An 18,557-nucleotide genomic window follows, 5' to 3' on the forward strand; every position below is an offset into this window, starting at 1 on the left:
GGCACCGCAGGGGCTCGCCCCGCACCGGCCTCAGGCCGGACGCAGCCAGACCGTCGCCAGCGGCGGAAGCGTCATCCGCACGCTCGCCGCCCGCCCGTGGTACGGCACCGACTCCGTCTTCACCGGGTCCCGCCCCACCACGTCACCCCCGCCGTACCGCCCGTCGTCCGTGTTCAGGACCTCCGCCCAGGCCACCACGTCCTCCGGGACGCCGAGCCGGTAGTCGTGCCGCACCACCGGCGAGAAGTTCGACACCGCGAGCAGCGGCGCGCCGAACGCGTCGAAGCGCAGGAACGCGAAGACGTTGTCCTCCGCCGCGTCCCCCACCACCCACTGGAACCCCTCGGGGGAGGTGTCCCGCTCCCAGAGCGCCGGCGTCGCCGTGTACACCGTGTTCAGATCGCGGACGAGGTCCCGCACGCCCCGGTGGTCGGCCTCCGCGCCGTACGCCGGATCCAGCAGCCACCAGTCGGGACCGTGGTCCGCCGACCACTCCGACCCCTGCGCGAACTCCTGCCCCATGTAGAGCAGTTGCTTGCCCGGATGGGCCCACATGAAGCCCAGGTAGGCGCGGTGGTCGGCCCGCTGCTGCCACCAGTCGCCCGGCATCTTCGACACCAGCGACCGCTTGCCGTGCACCACCTCGTCGTGCGAGATCGGCAGGATGTAGTTCTCGCTGTACGCGTACACCATCGAGAAGGTCATCTCGTGGTGGTGGTACTTCCGGTGCACCGGCTCCTTCTGCACGTACTCCAGGGAGTCGTGCATCCAGCCCATGTTCCACTTCATCCCGAAGCCCAGACCGCCGTGCCCGCCGGGACCGACCTGGTCCGTCGCCCGCGTCACCCCGTCCCAGGCCGTGGACTCCTCCGCGAAGGTCACGATCCCCGGGCAGCGCCGGTACACCGTCGCGTTCATCTCCTGGAGGAACGCCACCGCGTCCAGGTTCTCCCGGCCGCCGAACTCGTTCGGCAGCCACTCGCCGTGCTCCCGCGAGTAGTCCAGGTAGAGCATCGACGCCACCGCGTCCACCCGCAGCCCGTCGATGTGGAACTCCTGGCACCAGTACACGGCGTTCGCCACCAGGAAGTTCCGCACCTCCTTGCGGCCGTAGTCGAACTCCAGGGTCCCCCAGTCGGGGTGGTGCGACCTGCGCGGGTCCTCGTGCTCGTACAGCGGCCGCCCGTCGAACTCCGCGAGCGCCCAGTCGTCCTTCGGGAAGTGCGCGGGCACCCAGTCCATCAGGACCCCGATGCCCGCCGCGTGCAGGGCGTCCACCAGGAACCTGAAGTCGTCCGGGGTGCCCATCCGGGCCGTCGGCGCGTAGAACCCGGTGACCTGGTAGCCCCACGAACCGCCGAAGGGGTGCTCGGTGACCGGCATCAGCTCCACATGCGTGAAGCCGAGGTCGCGGACGTACGCGGGCAGCTGCTCGGCCAGCTGCCGGTACGTCAGACCCGGGCGCCACGACGGCAGATGGACCTCGTAGACGCTGAGCGGCGCCTCGTGGTGCGGACGCGCCCCGCGCCGCTCCATCCACTCCGCGTCGTCCCAGGTGTAGTGCGACTCGGTGACGATCGACGCCGTGTTCGGCGGGCACTCGGTGCGCCGGGCCATCGGATCCGCGCGCACCGTGTGCGAACCGTCCGGCCGGGTGATGTCGTACTTGTACAGCGCCCCCTCGCCGACCCCCGGCACGAACAGCTCCCACACGCCCGTCGAGCCCAGCGAACGCATCGGCAGCCCCGTGCCGTCCCAGTGCGTGAAGTCACCGGTGACCCGCACCCCCCGCGCGTTCGGCGCCCAGACCGCGAACCGCGTGCCGGCCACCCCCTCGTGGGTCATGAGCCGGGAGCCGAGGGCCGTCCACAGCTCCTCGTGCCGGCCCTCCCCGATCAGATGCAGGTCCAGCTCCCCCAGGGAGGGCAGGAAGCGGTACGGGTCGTGCGCGGCGAGCTCGTCGGGACCGTCGTAACGGACCCGCAGCTCGTACGCGGGGACCTTGCGCAGCAGCGGGAGCAGGACGGAGAAGAACCCGTCGCCGTCGTCCGTGAGCGGGACGCGCCGGCCCTTGGTGAGGAGGGTCACCTCCTTCGCCCACGGGCGCAGCACCCGGACCGCCACCCCGCCCCGCACCGGATGCGCGCCGAGCACGCCGTGCGGATCGTGGTGCTCCCCGGCGAGCAGCCGGGCCCGGTCGCCCGGGTCGAGCGGTGGCGCCGTCCGGGGCGCGGGGGACTTGGTGCTGCGGGCCGTCTTGCCTGCGGGGCGGGCGGTCACCGGGATGCCTCCTGAGGGGTACGGGGGGTACGGATGGGCAACGGCGGGGTGCCGGGGCGGGACACTCGGCCGAACGGGGGCGCGTGCGGTTCCCGCAGGCGGGGGCCGCACGGGGGCGCCCCGCGCTGGTCCGAACGGGGGTGCGGCCGGCAGCGGGCGCTCCGCCCGTGGCGGGTCATCGGGGGGCCGAGAGGCGCTCGATCGCGGACATCGGGACCGGGAGCCAGTCCGGCCGGTGCCGGGCCTCGTAGACGACCTCGTACACCGCCTTGTCGGTCTCGTAGGCCCGCAGGAGCGCGGGGTCGGTGCGGGGGTCGGCCCCGGCCGCCTCCGCGTAGCCCGTGCAGTACGCGGCCCGGCAGCGCGCCGCCCAGTCCGCGTTCCACGGGCGGTGGGTGCGGGCCGCGTAGTCGAAGGAGCGGAGCATCCCGGCGACGTCGCGGACCGTGGGCTGCGGGCTGCGCCGCTCGTCCAGCGGCTTCGCCGGCTCGCCCTCGAAGTCGATCACGGCCCAGCCGCCGTCGGAACCCCGCAGGGTCTGCCCCAGATGCAGGTCGCCGTGGATGCGCTGCACCACACTCCCGCCGTCCGCGCCGCTCGCCGCCTCGAAGACGGCCCGGAGGCCGGGGACGTACGGCATGAGCGCGGGGACGGCCTGGGCCGCCGCGTGCAGCCGCCGGTCCATCGCCGCCGCGAGCTGCTCGGTCTCGGCGCGGGCGAGCCGCCGGGTCGGCAGCGCCTCCGCCAGCGCGAGGTGGACCTCGGCGGTGGCCCGGCCCAGGGACCGCGCCTCGGCGGCGAACTCCCGCCCGTCGGCGAGCGCGTCGAGCGCGAGCCGCCAGCCGTCGCGGGAGTCGCGCAGGAAGGGCTGGAGGACGCCGAGCGTGGCCGCCCCCGTCTCGAACCAGGCGACCGGGGCCGGGACCCGGGCGCAGCCCGCCCCGGCGAGGGCCAGCGGCAGTTCCAGGTCGGGGTTGGCCCCCGGGCTGACCCGCCGGAAGATCTTCAGGATGAACGAATCTCCATAGACCAGGGACGAGTTCGACTGTTCGGCGTCGAGGACCCGGGGGGCCAGGGCGGGCGGCAGGGAGGCGGTGGCGTGGAAGCGCAGCGGACCGGTCCGGCCCGGGGTGCGCAGCCGCTCGTAGAGGAGGCCGGCGAGCCGTGGATCGCGCAGCCCCTCGTAGACGGCGCGTCCGGCGAGCGGGCCCTGCCGGATCCGCCCGAGCAGGGCGGGGGCGAGGCGGGGCGGCAGCTGGGTCCGTACGCCCAGGAGCAGTTGGTAGCAGTCGGCGGGCGTCCCGGCCGGGCGGCCCGGCTGTTCGACCCGTACGAGCAGATGGAGGAGACCGGGTCCCGCGCCGTCCAGGGGAAGCAGCTCGGTGGCCGCGTCCAGGGTGAATCCGGTGACCCGGCGGCCCTTGCCCGCGAACCAGCGCTGCCGTGGCAGCCATTCGTGGAGCAGAGGGGCGAGGGACGGAAGGAGGGCGTCCGGGGCCCGGGTGGTGGATGCGGTCTCCGGCATGGCATCGCGTCCTTTCCCCGGGGCGCGCAGTTGGCTGTCGTTTGCGTTCAAATGCGCAGAGTGTCCCGGATGGCGGCTGGGGCTGTCCGGATGTGCGGGACGTGTCGGAGGGGGAAGATCCGTACGGGTCCGGCAGGAAGGCCCGTATGGACCTGGATCGACACGTGGAACGTGTGGGGGGAGATGGTGCCCGGGGCGGGGCGGAGGAAACCGTCCCGCTCCGGACAATTCCGAACCGACCGTCGGTCAGCCCTTCTTGAGACGGAACCAGTAGAAGCCGTGACCCGCAAGGGTCAGGAGGTAGGGGAGCCGGCCGATGGCCGGGAACGTCACCCCGCCGATCAGCTCCACCGGGTGGACGCCGTCGAAGCGGCGCAGATCGAGTTCCGTCGGCTGCGCGAACCGCGAGAAGTTGTTCACGCAGAGGACCAGGTCGTCGCCGTCCTCGCGGAGGAAGGCCAGCACCGCCGGGTTCGAGGCCGGGAGTTCCGTGTACGTCCCCGTCCCGAAGGCGCGGTTCTGCTTACGGATCTCGATCATCCGCTTCGTCCAGTGCAGCAGCGAGGACGGCGAGGCCATGCCCGCCTCGACATTGGTCACCTGGTAGCCGTGGACCGGGTCCATCACGGTCGGCAGGGTGAGCCGGCCCGGGTCGCAGGAGGAGAAGCCGGCGTTCCGGTCGGGGGTCCACTGCATCGGGGTCCGCACCCCGTCGCGGTCGCCCAGCCAGATGTTGTCGCCCATGCCGATCTCGTCGCCGTAGTAGAGCACCGGCGAGCCGGGCAGCGAGAAGAGCAGCGCGGTGAACAGCTCCATCTGCTTGCGGTCGTTGTCGAGGAGCGGGGCGAGCCGCCGCCGGATCCCGATGTTGGCCCGCATCCTCGGGTCCTTGGCGTACTCGGCGTACATGTAGTCGCGCTCTTCGTCCGTGACCATTTCGAGGGTCAGCTCGTCGTGGTTGCGCAGGAAGATGCCCCACTGGCAGCCGGACGGGATCTCCGGGGTCTTCGCCAGGATTTCCGAGACCGGGTGGCGCGACTCCCGCCGCACGGCCATGAAGATGCGCGGCATGACCGGGAAGTGGAAGGCCATGTGGCACTCGTCGCCGCCCGAGCGGAAGTCGCCGAAGTAGTCGACGACGTCCTCCGGCCACTGGTTGGCCTCGGCGAGCAGCACCGTGTCCGGGTAGTGGTCGTCGATCTCCTTGCGGACCCGCTTGAGGAAGGCGTGGGTCGCCGGGAGGTTCTCGCAGTTGGTGCCCTCCTGCTGGTACAGGTACGGCACCGCGTCGAGCCGGAAGCCGTCGATCCCCAGGTCCAGCCAGAACTTCAGCGCGGACAGGATCTCCTCCTGCACCGCCGGGTTCTCGTAGTTGAGGTCGGGCTGGTGCGAGAAGAACCGGTGCCAGTAGTACTGCTTGCGGACCGGGTCGAAGGTCCAGTTCGAGGACTCGGTGTCGACGAAGATGATCCGGGCGTCCGGGTACTGCTTGTCGTCGTCGGCCCAGACGTAGTAGTCGCCGTACGGGCCCTCCGGGTCGCGCCGCGACTCCTGGAACCACTCGTGCTGGTCGCTCGTGTGGTTCATGACGAAGTCGATGACCACGCGCATCCCGCGCTGGTGGGCCGCGTCGACGAACTCCACGAAGTCGGCCAGGTCGCCGAACTCGGGGAGCACCGAGGTGTAGTCGGCGACGTCGTATCCGCCGTCCCGCAAGGGGGACTTGAAGAAGGGCGGCAGCCAGAGGCAGTCCACGCCCAGCCACTGGAGGTAGTCCAGTTTGGACGTGATGCCCTTCAGGTCGCCGACGCCGTCCCCGTTGCTGTCCTGGAAGGAACGGACGAGGACCTCGTAGAAGACGGCCCGCTTGAACCAGTCGGGATCGCGGTCCTTGGCGGGGGTGTCCTCGAAGGTGTCGGGGACGGGCTCGTTGACAGTCATGAGATGGGTGACCCTCCGGTCTGCGGGGACGGTCGCAGGACGAGGACGTGCGCGGGTGCGACACCCGGTTCCAGGCGCACGTAGCTGGCCCTGCCCCAGTGATAGGTCTCGCCGGTGAGCTCGTCGCGCACCGGCACGGTCTCGTGCCAGTCGAGGCCGAGTTCCGGCATGTTCAACGAGAGTGAAGCCTCCTGGGTGTGGTGCGGGTCGAGGTTGACGACCACCAGAACGATGTTCGAACCCGAGCGCTTGGAGTACGCGATCACCTGCGCGTTGTCCGTGTCGTGGAAGGTCAGGTTCCGCAGCCGGCGCAGGGCCGGGTGGCGGCGCCTGATCCGGTTCAGGGCGGTGATCAGCGGGGTGATCGTGGCCCCCGAGCGCTCCAGCGACTCCCAGTCGCGCGGCCTCAACTGGTACTTCTCCGAGTCGAGGTACTCCTCGCTGCCGTCCCGCAGCGGGGTGCCCTCGCACAGCTCGTACCCGGCGTACATGCCCCAGGACGGCGACAGCGTCGCCGCCAGCACCGCCCGCGCCTCGAACGCCGGCCGGCCGCCCTCCTGGAGGTAGGCGTGCAGGATGTCCGGGGTGTTCACGAAGAAGTTCGGCCGCATCAGCGCCGCCGCCTCCCCGGACAGCTCCGTCAGGTACTCCGTCAGCTCCTCCTTGGTGTTCCGCCAGGTGAAGTACGTGTACGACTGCTGGAAACCGATCGCGCCGAGCGTCCGCATCATCGCCGGCCGGGTGAACGCCTCCGCCAGGAAGATCACGTCCGGATCGGCCCCGTTGATCTCGCCGATCACCCGCTCCCAGAACACCACCGGCTTCGTGTGCGGGTTGTCGACCCGGAAGATCCGCACCCCGTGGTCCATCCAGAACCGCAGCACCCGCACGGTCTCCGCGACGATCCCGTCCATATCGACGTCGAACGCGATCGGGTAGATGTCCTGGTACTTCTTCGGCGGGTTCTCCGCGTACGCGATCGAACCGTCCGGCCGGTGGTGGAACCACTCCGGATGCTTCTCCACCCACGGATGGTCCGGCGAGCACTGCAGCGCGAAGTCGAGGGCGATCTCCAGGCGCAGCTCCCGGGCCCGCGCCACGAAGGCGTCGAAGTCCTCGAAGGTGCCCAGGTCCGGGTGGAGCGCGTCGTGTCCGCCCTCCGGCGAACCGATCGCCCACGGCACGCCCACGTCGTTCGGCGCCGCCGAGAGGGAGTTGTTCGGGCCCTTGCGGTGGGTCTCGCCGATCGGGTGCACCGGCGGCAGGTACACCACGTCGAAGCCCATCGCCGCCACCGCCGGAAGGCGCTCGGCGGCGGTGCGGAAGTTCCCCGGAACCGTACGGCCCTTGACCTTCCGCACGCCCTCGGAGCGCGGGAAGAACTCGTACCAGGAGCCGAACAGGGCCCGCTCCCGCTCCACCTGGAGCGGCAACGCGGGGGAGGAGGACAGGAGTTCGCGCAGCGGGTGCCGGTCAAGGGCCTCGACCACCCGGGGACTGAGCACCGCCGCGAGCCGGACCGCCGCCGGGCGCGCGGTGTCGCGCAGGGCGTCCGCCGCCGCGAGCACGCACTCCCGCCCGCCGCCCTTCTTCGGGACGCCCTTCGCGGCCCGCTCGTGCAGTTCGGCCCCCTCGGCGAGGACGAGTTCGGAGTCGATCCCGGCCGGGATCTTGATCTTCGCCGTGTGGCGCCAGGTGGCCACCGGGTCGCTCCACGCCTCGACGGTGTACGTCCAGGAGCCCTCGACGTCCGGAGTGACCTCGGCGCCCCACCGGTCGGTGCCCTCGGCGAGTTCACGCATCGGCGTCCAGGGGCCGGGCCGGCCCGAGGGGCCGCGCAGCACGACATTGGCGGCGACCGCGTCGTGCCCCTCGCGGAAGACGGTCGCCGTCACCTCGAAGGACTCTCCGGCCACCGCCTTGGCGGGGCGCCGGCCGCAGTCGACCAGCGGGCGTACGTCCAGTACGGGAATGCGTCCCATGAGCGGATTCACAGCATCACCTGACGGGTTACGGGGGAGCGGGTGGTGGTGCGCTCTTTCTAGCTCCGTCGACGGCCGGCGGGTTGCGGGCATGGCCGCTCCTGTCCGCGTTCACCCGGATGGCGGGCATCTGGGGAGGAAACGGGATGATCGGGGAGGAACGGAGGTCACGGGGAGACGGGTTCGGGGGTTTCCGGGGAGGAGCCTTCCCACGCTCCTCGGGTGGGCAATCCCGGAGCTTCGCCAACTACCAGGGCTACTGGGCGGTCGTGGCGCGGGCAAGCACCGGACCCGGACAAAGAAACGGCCCCGCCCTTGTCGGGCGGAGCCGTCTCCGGTGGTCGGGCGCGGTGCTCAGCGCAGCGGCGTCGCGTCGGGTTCGTCCGCGTCCGAGGCCCACACCTGCCACGGCTGGCGGGCCACCCACTCCTCCACCGGGGCCGGTTCGAGCGCCAGGACCTCGGTCGACACCCCGTCGTCGTCCGCCATCAGCAGCGGATCGGCGCCGCTCGCCATGTAGTGGTAGATCCCGGCCACTCCGGCCGCCGTCTCCGGGCCCAGCAGCCGTCCGAGCCCCCGCTCGAACACGGCCGGATCCAGCTCCTCGTACCGCACCGACCGCCCCAGCCCCCGGCCGAAGGCCGCCGCCAGCTGCCCGCCCGTCAGCGAACGCTCCCCGCCGATGTCGAAGGTCCGCCCGTCGAGACCCTCCCGGCTCAGCGCCGCGAGCGCCGCCTCCGCCAGCCCCCGGTGCGAGATCCACGCCGTCCGCGCGGACTCCGGCAGCGGATACGCGAGGACGCCCTCGTCGACCAGCGAAGGACCGTTCCACGGCGAGAACAGGTTGTCCAGGTACACCGGTGGCCGGATCACCACCAGCGGCACCCCGCTCTCCCGCAGCACCCGCTCCGCGAGCCGCCGCGTCTCGAAGGCGGCGACGTCCGTCGGACCCAGCGGAATCCGGGTGTTGGTGTTGAGGACCAGCCGGACCGTGCCCGCCTCGCGGGCCGCCTCCCCGATGTGCCGGGCGTACGCCTCCACCCGCTCGGCCTCGTACACCAGCGGCATCGTGACGAACGCGTGCGTCGTCCCCTCGAAGAGCCGCCGCACGTCCTCCGGCCGCCCCAGATCGCCGCCGAGGAAGAAGGCCCCCGGCAGCGGCGGCCGGTCGGCCTCGGGACGCCGGGTCAGGGTCCGCACCCGGTGGTGCCGGTCGGCGAGGAGACGGGCCACCGCACCGCCCTGGAAGCCGGTCGCCCCCACGACCGCCACCCTCATCGGAATCTCACTGGACATCTGTCTCTGAGGCCCTTCGATAGACTTTCGCCGCTGCCGTGCCGGCGTCATCCAGGCTCGCCGCGCCGGCTTCGGCCGTTCAATTAACAAACCGGGGCGGAAGTTGAAGGATCGTCCATGGCATCCGTGGGAACCGACCGGCACGACCGACTCGACCAGGGCGGGCACGACGACCTGCTGAGCGAACTCCTCAAACCCCTCCGGCTCACCGGAGTCTTCGACAGCCGCTGGCACGTCCGCGCCCCCTGGGCCATCGAAGGGGACGCCGAACGCAGCTGCGCCGTCCTCCACTACGTCGTCGAGGGCGACTGCTGGATCACCACCACCGACGAACCCCCCGTCGCCCTGCACGCCGGCGACCTCGTCGTCTTCCCCACCGGCACCGCGCACCGCCTCTCCGACCGCCCCGAACGCCAGGGCCTCCCGCTCAAGGCCGTCCTGCCCGAGCGGCAGCCCGGCACCTCCGGCGAGATCGTCATCGACGGCAGCGGCCCCGAGAGCCGGCTGCTCTGCGCCGGACTCCACTACGACGCCAGCGCCGCCACCGGCCTCTACACCTCCCTGCCCTGGGCCCTCGTCCTCGACCGCGCCCAGGTCGACCGCGAACCCCTGCTCCGCGACACCCTCCGGCTGCTCGCCGCCCCCGACCGGCCCGTCGGACCCGGCGACCGGCTCATCACCCTGCGGGCCTTCGAGATGGCCCTCGTCCTCGCCCTCCGCCCGCTGCTCCGCGAACTCGCCGACAGCCCGGCCTCCCTGCCGCTGCTCGGACACCCCGGGATCAGCCGGGCCGTGGTCATGATGGCGACCCGGTTCGCCGAGCCGTGGACCATCGACTCCCTCGCCCGGGAGGTCGGCATGTCCCGCTCCGCGTTCACCGCCGCCTTCCGCGAGCTGGTCGGCGAATCACCGGCCCGGTACCTCTCCGCCCGCCGGATGCAGGAGGCCGGCCGGCTCCTCGGCGAGACCTCGCTGCCGCAGTCCGCGGTGCCCGCCCGGGTCGGCTACCAGAGCGCCGTCGGCTTCCACCTCGCCTTCCGCAAATGGTTCGGGGTGACCCCGGGGGAGTACCGCGCGGGAGTCGTCCGGGCGGCCTGAACGGCCCCGGCGCGGCCCGACCTGACATCTTCGCGGGGCCGCTGGACGGTTCTTAAGGAGCCCTGGACGGACGTTCATTGCCCGGGTGGACCGCGCCGGAAAGGCTCGGGTCCGGCAGAGCCGTGACACCCGAGGAGAGGCGACACACCGGTGACGAGGTCCGGGCAGGAGTATCTGGAGGGGTTGCGCGACGGGCGCGAGATCTGGCTCGACGGGGAACGCGTCGAGGACGTCACCGCCCACCCCGCCTTCCGCGCCACCGCGGCCTCCTTCGCCGGGCTCTACGACCTCGCCGACGACCCCGTGCACCGCCCCGTCCTCGTCCGGGGCGGGGTGCGCCGCCCCTACTCCGTACCCCGCTCGTACGAGGACCTCGTCGCCCGCCGCCGCGCCTTCCGGGCCACCGCCCGCGCCAGCTACGGCTTCCTCGGGCGCACCCCCGACTACATGGCCGCGGGCGTGGCCGGATTCGCCGCCTCGCCCGAGGTCTTCACCGGCGACACCTTCGACGGCGCCGGACACGCCCTCGCCCTCCACCGCCGGCTCGCCGAGGGCGACCTGCACACCGCGTTCACCCTGACCGACCCGCCCCGGGGGCACGGCGAGGACGACATCGCCCTGCGGGTCGTCGCCGAGCGGGACGGCGGCATCGTCGTCCGCGGCGCCAAGACCGTCGGCACCGGCGCCGTCTTCGCCGACGAGATCCTCGTCGGCACCATCGAACCCCTCGCCGCCGACGACACCGGGCACGCCGTCACCTTCTCCGTACGGCCGGACACCCCCGGCCTCACGCTCGTCTCCCGCACCTCCTACGAGGGACGCTCCCGGTCCGTCTTCGACCAGCCGCTGTCCTCCCGGTACGACGAGAACGACGCGATGCTCGTCTGCGAGGACGTGTTCGTGCCCTGGGAACGGGTCCTCACCTACCGGGACCCGGTCACCACCGGCGCGGCCTGGTGGGGCACCCCCGCCTACCCGAACCTCGTCCACCAGTCCGCCACCCGCTTCTGGACCAAGCTGGAGTTCCTCACCGGGCTCGCGATCCTCCTCACCCGCTCCAACGGCACCGCGGACCTGCCGGCGGTCACCCAGGCCGTCGGCCGGCTGCTCGGCATGGTCGCCCAGGCCAAGGCCTTCGTGCTCGCCGCGGAGGCCTCGTACGAGCAGGTCGACGGCGGGCGCGGCGGCGTCCGCCCCGGGCAGGAGATCTCCTTCGCCCAGCGGATCATGGCCGGCGAGCTCTACCCGCGCGCCGTCCAGGACATCAGACTCCTCGCCGGAGGCGCCCTGGTGCAGCTGCCCGCGAGCGGCCGGGACCTGCTCCACCCCGAACTCGGGCCGCTGGTCCGCCGCTACTTCGGCACCCCCGGCCACGCAGCCGAGGACCGGATCAAGCTCCTCAAGCTCGCCTGGGACGCGCTCGGTTCCGAGTTCGCCGGCCGCCACGAGCAGTACGAGCGCTTCTACCACGGCGCCCCGCACGTCTATCTGACGATGCAGACCCGGGCCGGCGCCGCCGAGGAGTGCGAGCGCCTCGCCCAGGACTGCCTCGACGGGTACGGCCTCGGGACGACCCGGTGACGGCACCGCCACCGGGGCCCCGGCGCGGAGCCCTCGCCCTGCTCGCCGCCACCCAGCTGCTGCTGATCACCGACACCGCGATCGTCAACGTCGCCCTGCCCTCGATCGGCGCGGACCTCGGCCCCGGCCCCACCGGGCTCTCCTGGGTCGCCAACGCCTACCTCATCACCTTCGGCGGGCTGCTCCTCCTCGGCGGCCGGATCGCCGACCTCCTCGGCCACCGGCGGGTCCTCCTCGCCGGACTCGCCCTCCTCGCCCTCGCCTCCGCCTGCGGCGGGCTCGCCCCCGGCGCCGCCGCGCTCGTCGCCGCCCGCGCCGCCCAGGGCGCCGGCGCCGCCCTCGCCGCCGCCTCGGCCTTCGCCCTGCTGCTCCTGCTCTTCCCCGAAGGCCCCGCCCGGCACCGGGCGCTCGGCGCGTTCGCCGCGATGGGCGGTCTCGGCGGGGTCCTCGGCACGGTCGGCGGGGGCGTCCTCACCGGCGTCCTCGGCTGGCGCTCCACGTTCTGGCTGAACGTCCTCCTCGCGGCCGCCCTCGGCGCGCTCGCGCTGCGGGTCCTGGACGGCGGGACCGGCGGCGTCCGTACGGGCGCCGCCGACCGCTCCGGACGGCGCCACCGGGGCGGCTTCGACCTCGCCGGGGCTCTCACCGCCACCGCCGGACTCGGGCTCGTGGCCTACGCGCTCGTCGGCGCCGCCGGGGCCGGATGGCTCTCCGCCCGTACCCTCACCGCCGGGGGCGCGGGCCTCGCGCTGCTCCTGGCCTTCGCCGCCGTCGAGACCCGGGCCGCCGCGCCGCTGGTCCCGCCCGCGGTCCTCCGCCGCCCTGCGCTCGGCCTCGCCAACCTCCTCGCGGCGCTCGCCCAGATGACGCTGTTCCCGATGTTCTTCCTGGTCAGCCTGCATCTGCAGAGCGTCCTCGGGTACGGGCCGCTGGGCGGCGGCCTCGGCCTGCTGCCGCTCTCGCTGGCCGTCGTCGCGGTCGCCCCGCAGACCGGCCGGATCATCTTCCGGCTCGGACTGCCCCGGACCACGACCCTGGGTTTCGTCCTCCTCTGCGCCGGAACCCTGTGGCTGGCCCTCGCCCTCCGGGCGGACGGCACCTTCGCGAGCACGGTCCTCGCCCCCGGCCTCCTCCTCGGCGTCGCCCTGCCGCTGGTCGTGGTCACCACCAACGTGGCCGCCACAGCCGAGGCCGCGCCCGGGGAGAACGGACTCGCCTCCGGACTCGTCAACACCAGCCAGCAGTTCGGCTCCGTCCTCGGCCTCGCCGTCCTGGTGGCCGTCGCCGCCGGCCGCACCGGGGCCGCGGACGCGTCCCGCGCGGTCGCCGAGACCGCGGGCCACCGCGCCGCCCTGCTCACGGGTGCCGCCCTCGCCGCCGCGGCCGCGCTGCTCTCCCTACGCCTCCACCGGGGAGAACCGGCGGCCGGAGCCGCCCCGGCACGGGCCCCGGACCCCGGGACGCCGGACCTCCGGACGCCGGACCCCGGGACGCCGGACCTCCGGACGCCCGACCTCCGCGAGCCCGGACCGCGCTGAGCCGCCCCCCGGCCCCCCGCCCCCGACCCACCCCACCGACCGCGCCAGAACACCGCCCACCACCGGCGGGTGAGCCGTGCACCCCCGGCGAACCGAGCCGCCCCAGGAGAGGAGCACCGCAGTGCCGCTCGGCGATTCGCCCCGTAGGACCGAGGTCATCCGCGCCGCCGACCCGCTCGGCGCCGACGCCCTGCTCGCCGCGGTGCCCGCGATGAACGCGGACGCCGACACGGCCGCCCTGACCGTCGCCCTGCGCACCCTCGTGCCGGACCCCGACCGGGCCGCGCGGTGGAGCGTCGCCGACGCGCTCGCCGCCATGCGCGACCTCGGCATCCTGCTCGGCTCGCTGAAACGTCACGGCGTACAGCCCCTGGCCGCCGTCCCGGAGGCCCTGCCCCTCCTCGAACTCCTCGGCCACCGCACCGACATGATCCCCCGGGACACCGTCCACCACTACACGACGTGGAACCCGCCGGGCCCGCGCCGCCGCACCTACACCGGCCACCCCACCGAGGCCCGCCTCCAGGACGCCGTACGGATGGTGTTCCCCGGCCTGGTCGCCGCCCTCGACGACTGCGGCCGGATCGCCCGCCTCGAACCGTACGACCCCGGATTCGCCGCCGCCCTCGACCGGGTGGGCCGCCACGTGCGGACCATGGTCGACTCCATCGACCTCACCGTCGCCCAGGTGCCGCCCGAGTACTTCGCACTCACCCTGCGCCCGTACTTCGAGGAGGTCGACGTGGCCGGCCGCCCCTACCTCGGCCCGGCCGCCGCCCAGGTCCCGCTCTGGCTGGTCGACCTGACGCTCTGGCAGTGCGACCGCTCCGACCCCGCCTACGACGCCTTCCTCGCCGAGTCCCTGCCGTACGCGCTGCCCGCCTGGCGCGCCTTCCACGCCCGGCACCGCGGCGGGGTGTCGGCGGTGAGCAAACTGTCCGCCGCCGTCAGCTGGGAGGGCGCCGACCGGCTCCCGCCCGCGCTCACCGCCTCGGCGCAGGCACTCGGCCGGGTGCTGCGCCTCCTGAAGACCTTCCGCGCCCGGCACCTCGGCATCGCCCGCAAGGCGTACCGCGAGGACGTGCGCCTGTACGAGGAGGGCAGCGGCGGGGCCCCGGTCGCGCTGCTGCGCTCGATCCTGGATCTGACCAGGGAGAACGAGACCATGGTGCGCCGCGCGACCGTGCGGTGCCGTCCCGCCGGTGCCCCTGCCGGGCCGTCCGCCGCCCAGCGGCGCGAAGGAGCAGTCGAGATGTCCCCCCACACCCCCGCGCCCTCCCCGCACCGCTCCGCCCACGGATACGGCGGGCGGGGACCGCACATCGTGATCGCCGGCGGCGGCGTCGCCGGCCTCACCACCGCCCTCGCCCTGCACGCCGCCGGATTCGAGCGGATCACCGTCGTCGAGGCCGCGCCCGCGATCCGCCCGGTCGGCGCCGGACTCAACCTGATGCCGAACGCGGTCCGCGAACTCGACGCCCTCGGCCTGCTCGACGCCCTCGAAGCGGGCGCCCTGCGCACCCGCGAGCTGCGCTACTACCACCGCTCCGGCGGACTGATATCCCGCGAGCCGCGCGGTCTCGGCGCCGGCTACCGCTGGCCGCAGCTCTCGGTCCACCGCGGGCACCTCCAGCAGGTCCTGGCCGGCGCCGTCCGGGCCAGGCTCGGGCCGGCCGCCCTCGTCACCGGGGTCCGGGTGCGCGGGGTGGAGCCGCTGCCCGACGGACGGCCCCGGCTGCGCCTGGAGCACCGGGCGGGCTCCGTGCACGGCCGGGCCTCCCTCGAACCGGACGTGCTCGTCGGCGCCGACGGCATCCGTTCGGCGGTGCGGGCCGCGCTCCACCCGGAGGAGGGCGCGCCGCCGTGGAACGGGACCCTGGTCTGGCGGGGGGTCTCCCGGATGCCCGCGCGGGCGGTGGGCCCGGCCATGTTCATCGCCGGCGACGACCGGCAGAAGGCCGTCGTGTACCCGATGAGCCGGCCGACGGGACCCGGCCGGGAGGTCCTGGTCAACTGGGCGCTCGCCCGCCCGGCGGCCGACACCGGCGGGGCGCCGGCGGACCCGGGCGCGGCCGGGGCGGCGGACGGCGACGAGCGGCTGCTCGGCGACTGGAACCGGCCCGTCCCCGTCGAGACCTTCCTGCCGTACTACGAGGGCTGGGAGTTCGACGGCGTCAGCGTCCCCGCCGTCCTGCGCGCCGCCGACTCCGCCCATGTGTACCCGATGGTCGACCGCGAACCCCTGGACCGCTGGACCCACGGCCGCACCACCCTCGTCGGCGACGCCGCCCACGCCATGTACCCCATCGGCTCCAACGGCGCGACCCAGTCGATCGTCGACGCCCGCGCCCTCGCCCACGCGCTCGCCCTGCACCCCGCCGACCCCGCCGAGGGCCTCGCCGCGTACGAACGGGCCCGGCGCCCCGTCACCACCGCGCTCCAGCGGGCCAACCGCGAACTCGGCCCCGAGGTCGTCATCAACCTCGCCCACGCCCGCGCCCCGCACGGCTTCACCGACATCCACGAGGTCATCCCCGCCGAGGAACTCGCCGCCATCGCCTGCCGGTACGCCGCCACCGGCGCCTTCGACCCCGGCACCGTCAACCTGGGCTCCCCGTACGAGGTGCCCCTGCCGGCCATCGGCTGACGCGGCCCGGCCCGACCGGCGCGCCGCCCCTCCCGCGGGAGCGGCACGCCGGACGCACAGCGTGGTGCGACCGCTCCGCTCCGTACTCGCCTGCCAAGGTGGACGACGTGAAGGCAATCCGTCGATTCACCGTGCGTCCCGTCCTCCCGGACACCCTTCGACCCCTCGCCGACCTCGCGCACAACCTGCGCTGGTCCTGGCACGAGCCCACCCGGGCGCTCTTCGACTCCCTCGCCCCCGAGGGGCCGGCCGGAGCCGATCCCGTCCGGGTGCTCGGCGCCCTCGAAGCCCCCCGGCTCGCCGCGCTCGCCGCCGACCAGGAGTTCCTGACCCGGCTGCGGGCCGCCGCCGAGGACCTCGACACCTATCTGCACGCCCCCCGCTGGTACCAGGACCGGTCCGGCGAGGCGCCCGCCGCCGTCGCCTACTTCTCCCCCGAGTTCGGCGTCGCCGCCGCCCTGCCCCAGTACTCCGGCGGCCTCGGCATCCTCGCCGGCGACCACCTCAAGGCCGCCAGCGACCTCGGCGTCCCCCTGATCGGCGTCGGCCTGCTCTACCGGCACGGCTACTTCCGCCAGTCCCTCGGCCGCGACGGCTGGCAGCAGGAGCGGTACCCCGTCCTCGACCCCGGCGAGCTGCCGGTCGCCCTGCTCCGCGAGGCCGACGGCAGCCCCGCCCGGATCACCCTGGCGCTGCCCGGCGGCCGCAGCCTCCACGCCCATCTGTGGATCGCCCGCGTCGGCCGCGTCCCCCTCCTGATGCTCGACTCCGACGTCGAGGAGAACGCCCCCGGCGAACGCGGCGTCACCGACCGGCTGTACGGCGGCGGCAGCGAGCACCGGCTGCTCCAGGAGATGCTGCTCGGCATCGGCGGCGTCCGCGCCGTCCGCACGTACTGCCGTCTCACCGGCACCCCCGCCCCCGAGGTCTTCCACACCAACGAGGGCCACGCCGGCTTCCTCGGCCTCGAACGCATCCGCGAACTCCAGGGCGAGGGGCTCGACTTCGACGGCGCCCTGGAGACCGTCCGGGCCGGCACCGTCTTCACCACCCACACCCCCGTCCCGGCCGGCATCGACCGCTTCGACCGGAGCCTCGTCGCCCGCCACCTCGGCGAGGACGGCGCACTCCCCGGCGTCGACACCGGACGGGTCCTCGCCCTCGGCGACGAGACCCCCCTCGGCGGCGACCCCGGCGTCTTCAACATGGCCGCCATGGGCCTGCGCCTCGCCCAGCGAGCCAACGGCGTCTCCACCCTCCACGGAGCCGTCAGCCGGTCCATGTTCGCCGGGCTCTGGCCGGGCTTCGACGCCGACGAGGTGCCGATCACCTCCATCACCAACGGCGTCCACGCCCCCACCTGGGTCGCCCCCGAGGTCGGCGAACTCGGCCCCGACCCCGCCGACCGGGAGCTGTGGGCGCTGCGCCGCACCCTCCGCGAACGGCTCGTGACCGACGTACGGGAGAGGCTGCGGGCCTCCTGGCGGCAGCGCGGGGCCGCAGCCGCCGAACTCGGCTGGACCGACTCCGTCCTCGACCCCGACGTGCTCACCATCGGCTTCGCCCGCCGGGTCCCCTCGTACAAGCGGCTCACCCTGATGCTCCGCGACAAGGACCGGCTGCGGGCCCTCCTCCTCGACCCCGAGCGGCCCGTACAGCTCGTCGTCGCGGGCAAGGCCCACCCCGCCGACGACGGCGGGAAGCGGCTCGTGCAGGAACTCGTCCGGTTCGCCGACGACCCCCGGGTCCGGCACCGGATCGTCTTCCTGCCCGACTACGGCATGGAGATGGCCCGCGGCCTCTACCCCGGCTGCGACGTCTGGCTCAACAACCCGCTGCGCCCCCTGGAGGCCTGCGGCACCAGCGGCATGAAGGCCGCCCTCAACGGCTGCCTCAACCTCTCCGTCCTCGACGGCTGGTGGGACGAGTGGTTCGAGCCCGACTTCGGCTGGGCCATCCCCACCGCCGACGGGGCCGCCGCCGCGGACGAGGACCGGCGCGACGACCTGGAGGCCGCCGCGCTCTACGAGCTGATCGAGCGCAGGGTCGCCCCCCGCTTCTACGACCGGGGCGCCGACGGCGTCCCGGCCGGCTGGACGGCCATGGTCCGCCGCACCCTCACCGACCTCGGCCCGAAGGTGCTCGCCGACCGGATGGTCCGCGAATACGTCGAGCGGCTGTACGTGCCCGCCGCCGGCGCCCGGCGGGCGCTCACCCCCGGGCGGGCACGGGACCTCGCCGCCTGGAAGGCCCGGGTCAGGGAGGCCTGGCCCAAGGTGACCGTCGACCACGTCGAGGTCGGCGACGGGCTCGCCGACGACCTGGCCGACGCGGAACTCGGCGCGACCCCGGTCGTCCGGGTCCGGGTGGCCCTCGGCGCGCTCGGCCCCGAGGACGTGGAGGTGCAGGCCGTCACCGGCCGGGTCGACGCCGCCGACACCCTCGCCGACGCCCGTGCCGTCCCGTTGAAGCCGGCGGGCGGCCCGGACCTGGAGGGCCGTCAGCCGTACGCGGGCACTCTGGAACTCGACCGCACCGGCACCTTCGGCTGCACGGTCCGGGTCCGCCCCGCCCACCCGCTCCTCGCCCACCCCGCCGAGCTGGGCCTGGTGGCCCTGCCGGAGGAGACGACGGGGGCGGGGGCGGGAGTGCTGCTGAGGTAGCCCCCG

The 18,557-nt window shown here is 73.9% G+C and carries 10 protein-coding genes; 5 read left to right on the top strand and 5 right to left on the bottom strand.

Annotation, left to right across the window (positions count from 1 at the left end; all coding sequences use genetic code 11):
* Positions 1 to 30: 30 nt before the first annotated feature.
* The 5 genes from glgB to ASD33_RS30295 all read right to left on the bottom strand — a co-directional run bounded on the left by glgB (position 31) and on the right by ASD33_RS30295 (position 9,024).
* On the bottom strand, positions 31 to 2,280 hold the full coding sequence (gene glgB, locus ASD33_RS30275) for a 1,4-alpha-glucan branching enzyme (protein ID WP_056567691.1): 2,250 nt from the start codon (positions 2,278 to 2,280) through the stop codon (positions 31 to 33).
* A 175-nt stretch (positions 2,281 to 2,455) separates the two neighbouring features.
* Entirely contained in the window at positions 2,456 to 3,805 is a 1,350-nt protein-coding gene (locus tag ASD33_RS30280; RefSeq protein WP_056567694.1) for a hypothetical protein, read from the bottom strand.
* Between the two features lie 246 nt (positions 3,806 to 4,051).
* Positions 4,052 to 5,746: a maltose alpha-D-glucosyltransferase gene (gene treS / locus ASD33_RS30285; RefSeq protein WP_056567697.1), complete on the bottom strand. Its 1,695-nt coding sequence runs from the start codon at positions 5,744 to 5,746 to the stop codon at positions 4,052 to 4,054.
* Positions 5,743 to 7,728: an alpha-1,4-glucan--maltose-1-phosphate maltosyltransferase gene (locus ASD33_RS30290; RefSeq protein WP_063991938.1), complete on the bottom strand. Its 1,986-nt coding sequence runs from the start codon at positions 7,726 to 7,728 to the stop codon at positions 5,743 to 5,745. Before ASD33_RS30290 ends, treS begins: the two co-directional genes overlap by 4 nt.
* A 354-nt stretch (positions 7,729 to 8,082) precedes the next feature.
* A complete protein-coding gene (locus ASD33_RS30295; protein WP_079045096.1) occupies positions 8,083 to 9,024 on the bottom strand; it encodes an NmrA family NAD(P)-binding protein in 942 nt (313 codons plus the stop codon).
* A 117-nt stretch (positions 9,025 to 9,141) separates the two neighbouring features.
* On the opposite strand from ASD33_RS30295, the gene ASD33_RS30300 reads away from it, so the two are divergent.
* The 5 genes from ASD33_RS30300 (at position 9,142) to glgP (ending at position 18,551) form a co-directional block, all read left to right on the top strand.
* Positions 9,142 to 10,122 carry an AraC family transcriptional regulator gene (locus ASD33_RS30300; protein WP_056567706.1) on the top strand — a complete coding sequence of 327 codons (981 nt, stop codon included), beginning with the start codon at positions 9,142 to 9,144 and terminating at the stop codon, positions 10,120 to 10,122.
* A gap of 150 nt (positions 10,123 to 10,272) precedes the next feature.
* A complete protein-coding gene (locus ASD33_RS30305; RefSeq protein WP_056567708.1) occupies positions 10,273 to 11,703 on the top strand; it encodes a 4-hydroxyphenylacetate 3-hydroxylase N-terminal domain-containing protein in 1,431 nt (476 codons plus the stop codon).
* The gene (locus ASD33_RS30310; RefSeq protein ID WP_056567712.1) at positions 11,700 to 13,241 is read left to right on the top strand and encodes an MFS transporter; all 1,542 of its coding nucleotides are present in this window, start codon (positions 11,700 to 11,702) and stop codon (positions 13,239 to 13,241) included. Before ASD33_RS30305 ends, ASD33_RS30310 begins: the two co-directional genes overlap by 4 nt.
* A 121-nt stretch (positions 13,242 to 13,362) precedes the next feature.
* Positions 13,363 to 15,888 carry a monodechloroaminopyrrolnitrin synthase PrnB family protein gene (locus ASD33_RS36640; protein ID WP_242426935.1) on the top strand — a complete coding sequence of 842 codons (2,526 nt, stop codon included), beginning with the start codon at positions 13,363 to 13,365 and terminating at the stop codon, positions 15,886 to 15,888.
* Positions 15,889 to 15,995: 107 nt separating this feature from the next.
* Positions 15,996 to 18,551, top strand: coding sequence for an alpha-glucan family phosphorylase (glgP, locus tag ASD33_RS30325; RefSeq protein ID WP_056567715.1), 2,556 nt, complete (start codon positions 15,996 to 15,998; stop codon positions 18,549 to 18,551).
* Positions 18,552 to 18,557 lie beyond the last annotated feature (6 nt).

Origin of the sequence: Streptomyces sp. Root1304, assembly GCF_001426405.1 — a bacterium.
GTDB lineage: Bacteria > Actinomycetota > Actinomycetes > Streptomycetales > Streptomycetaceae > Streptomyces.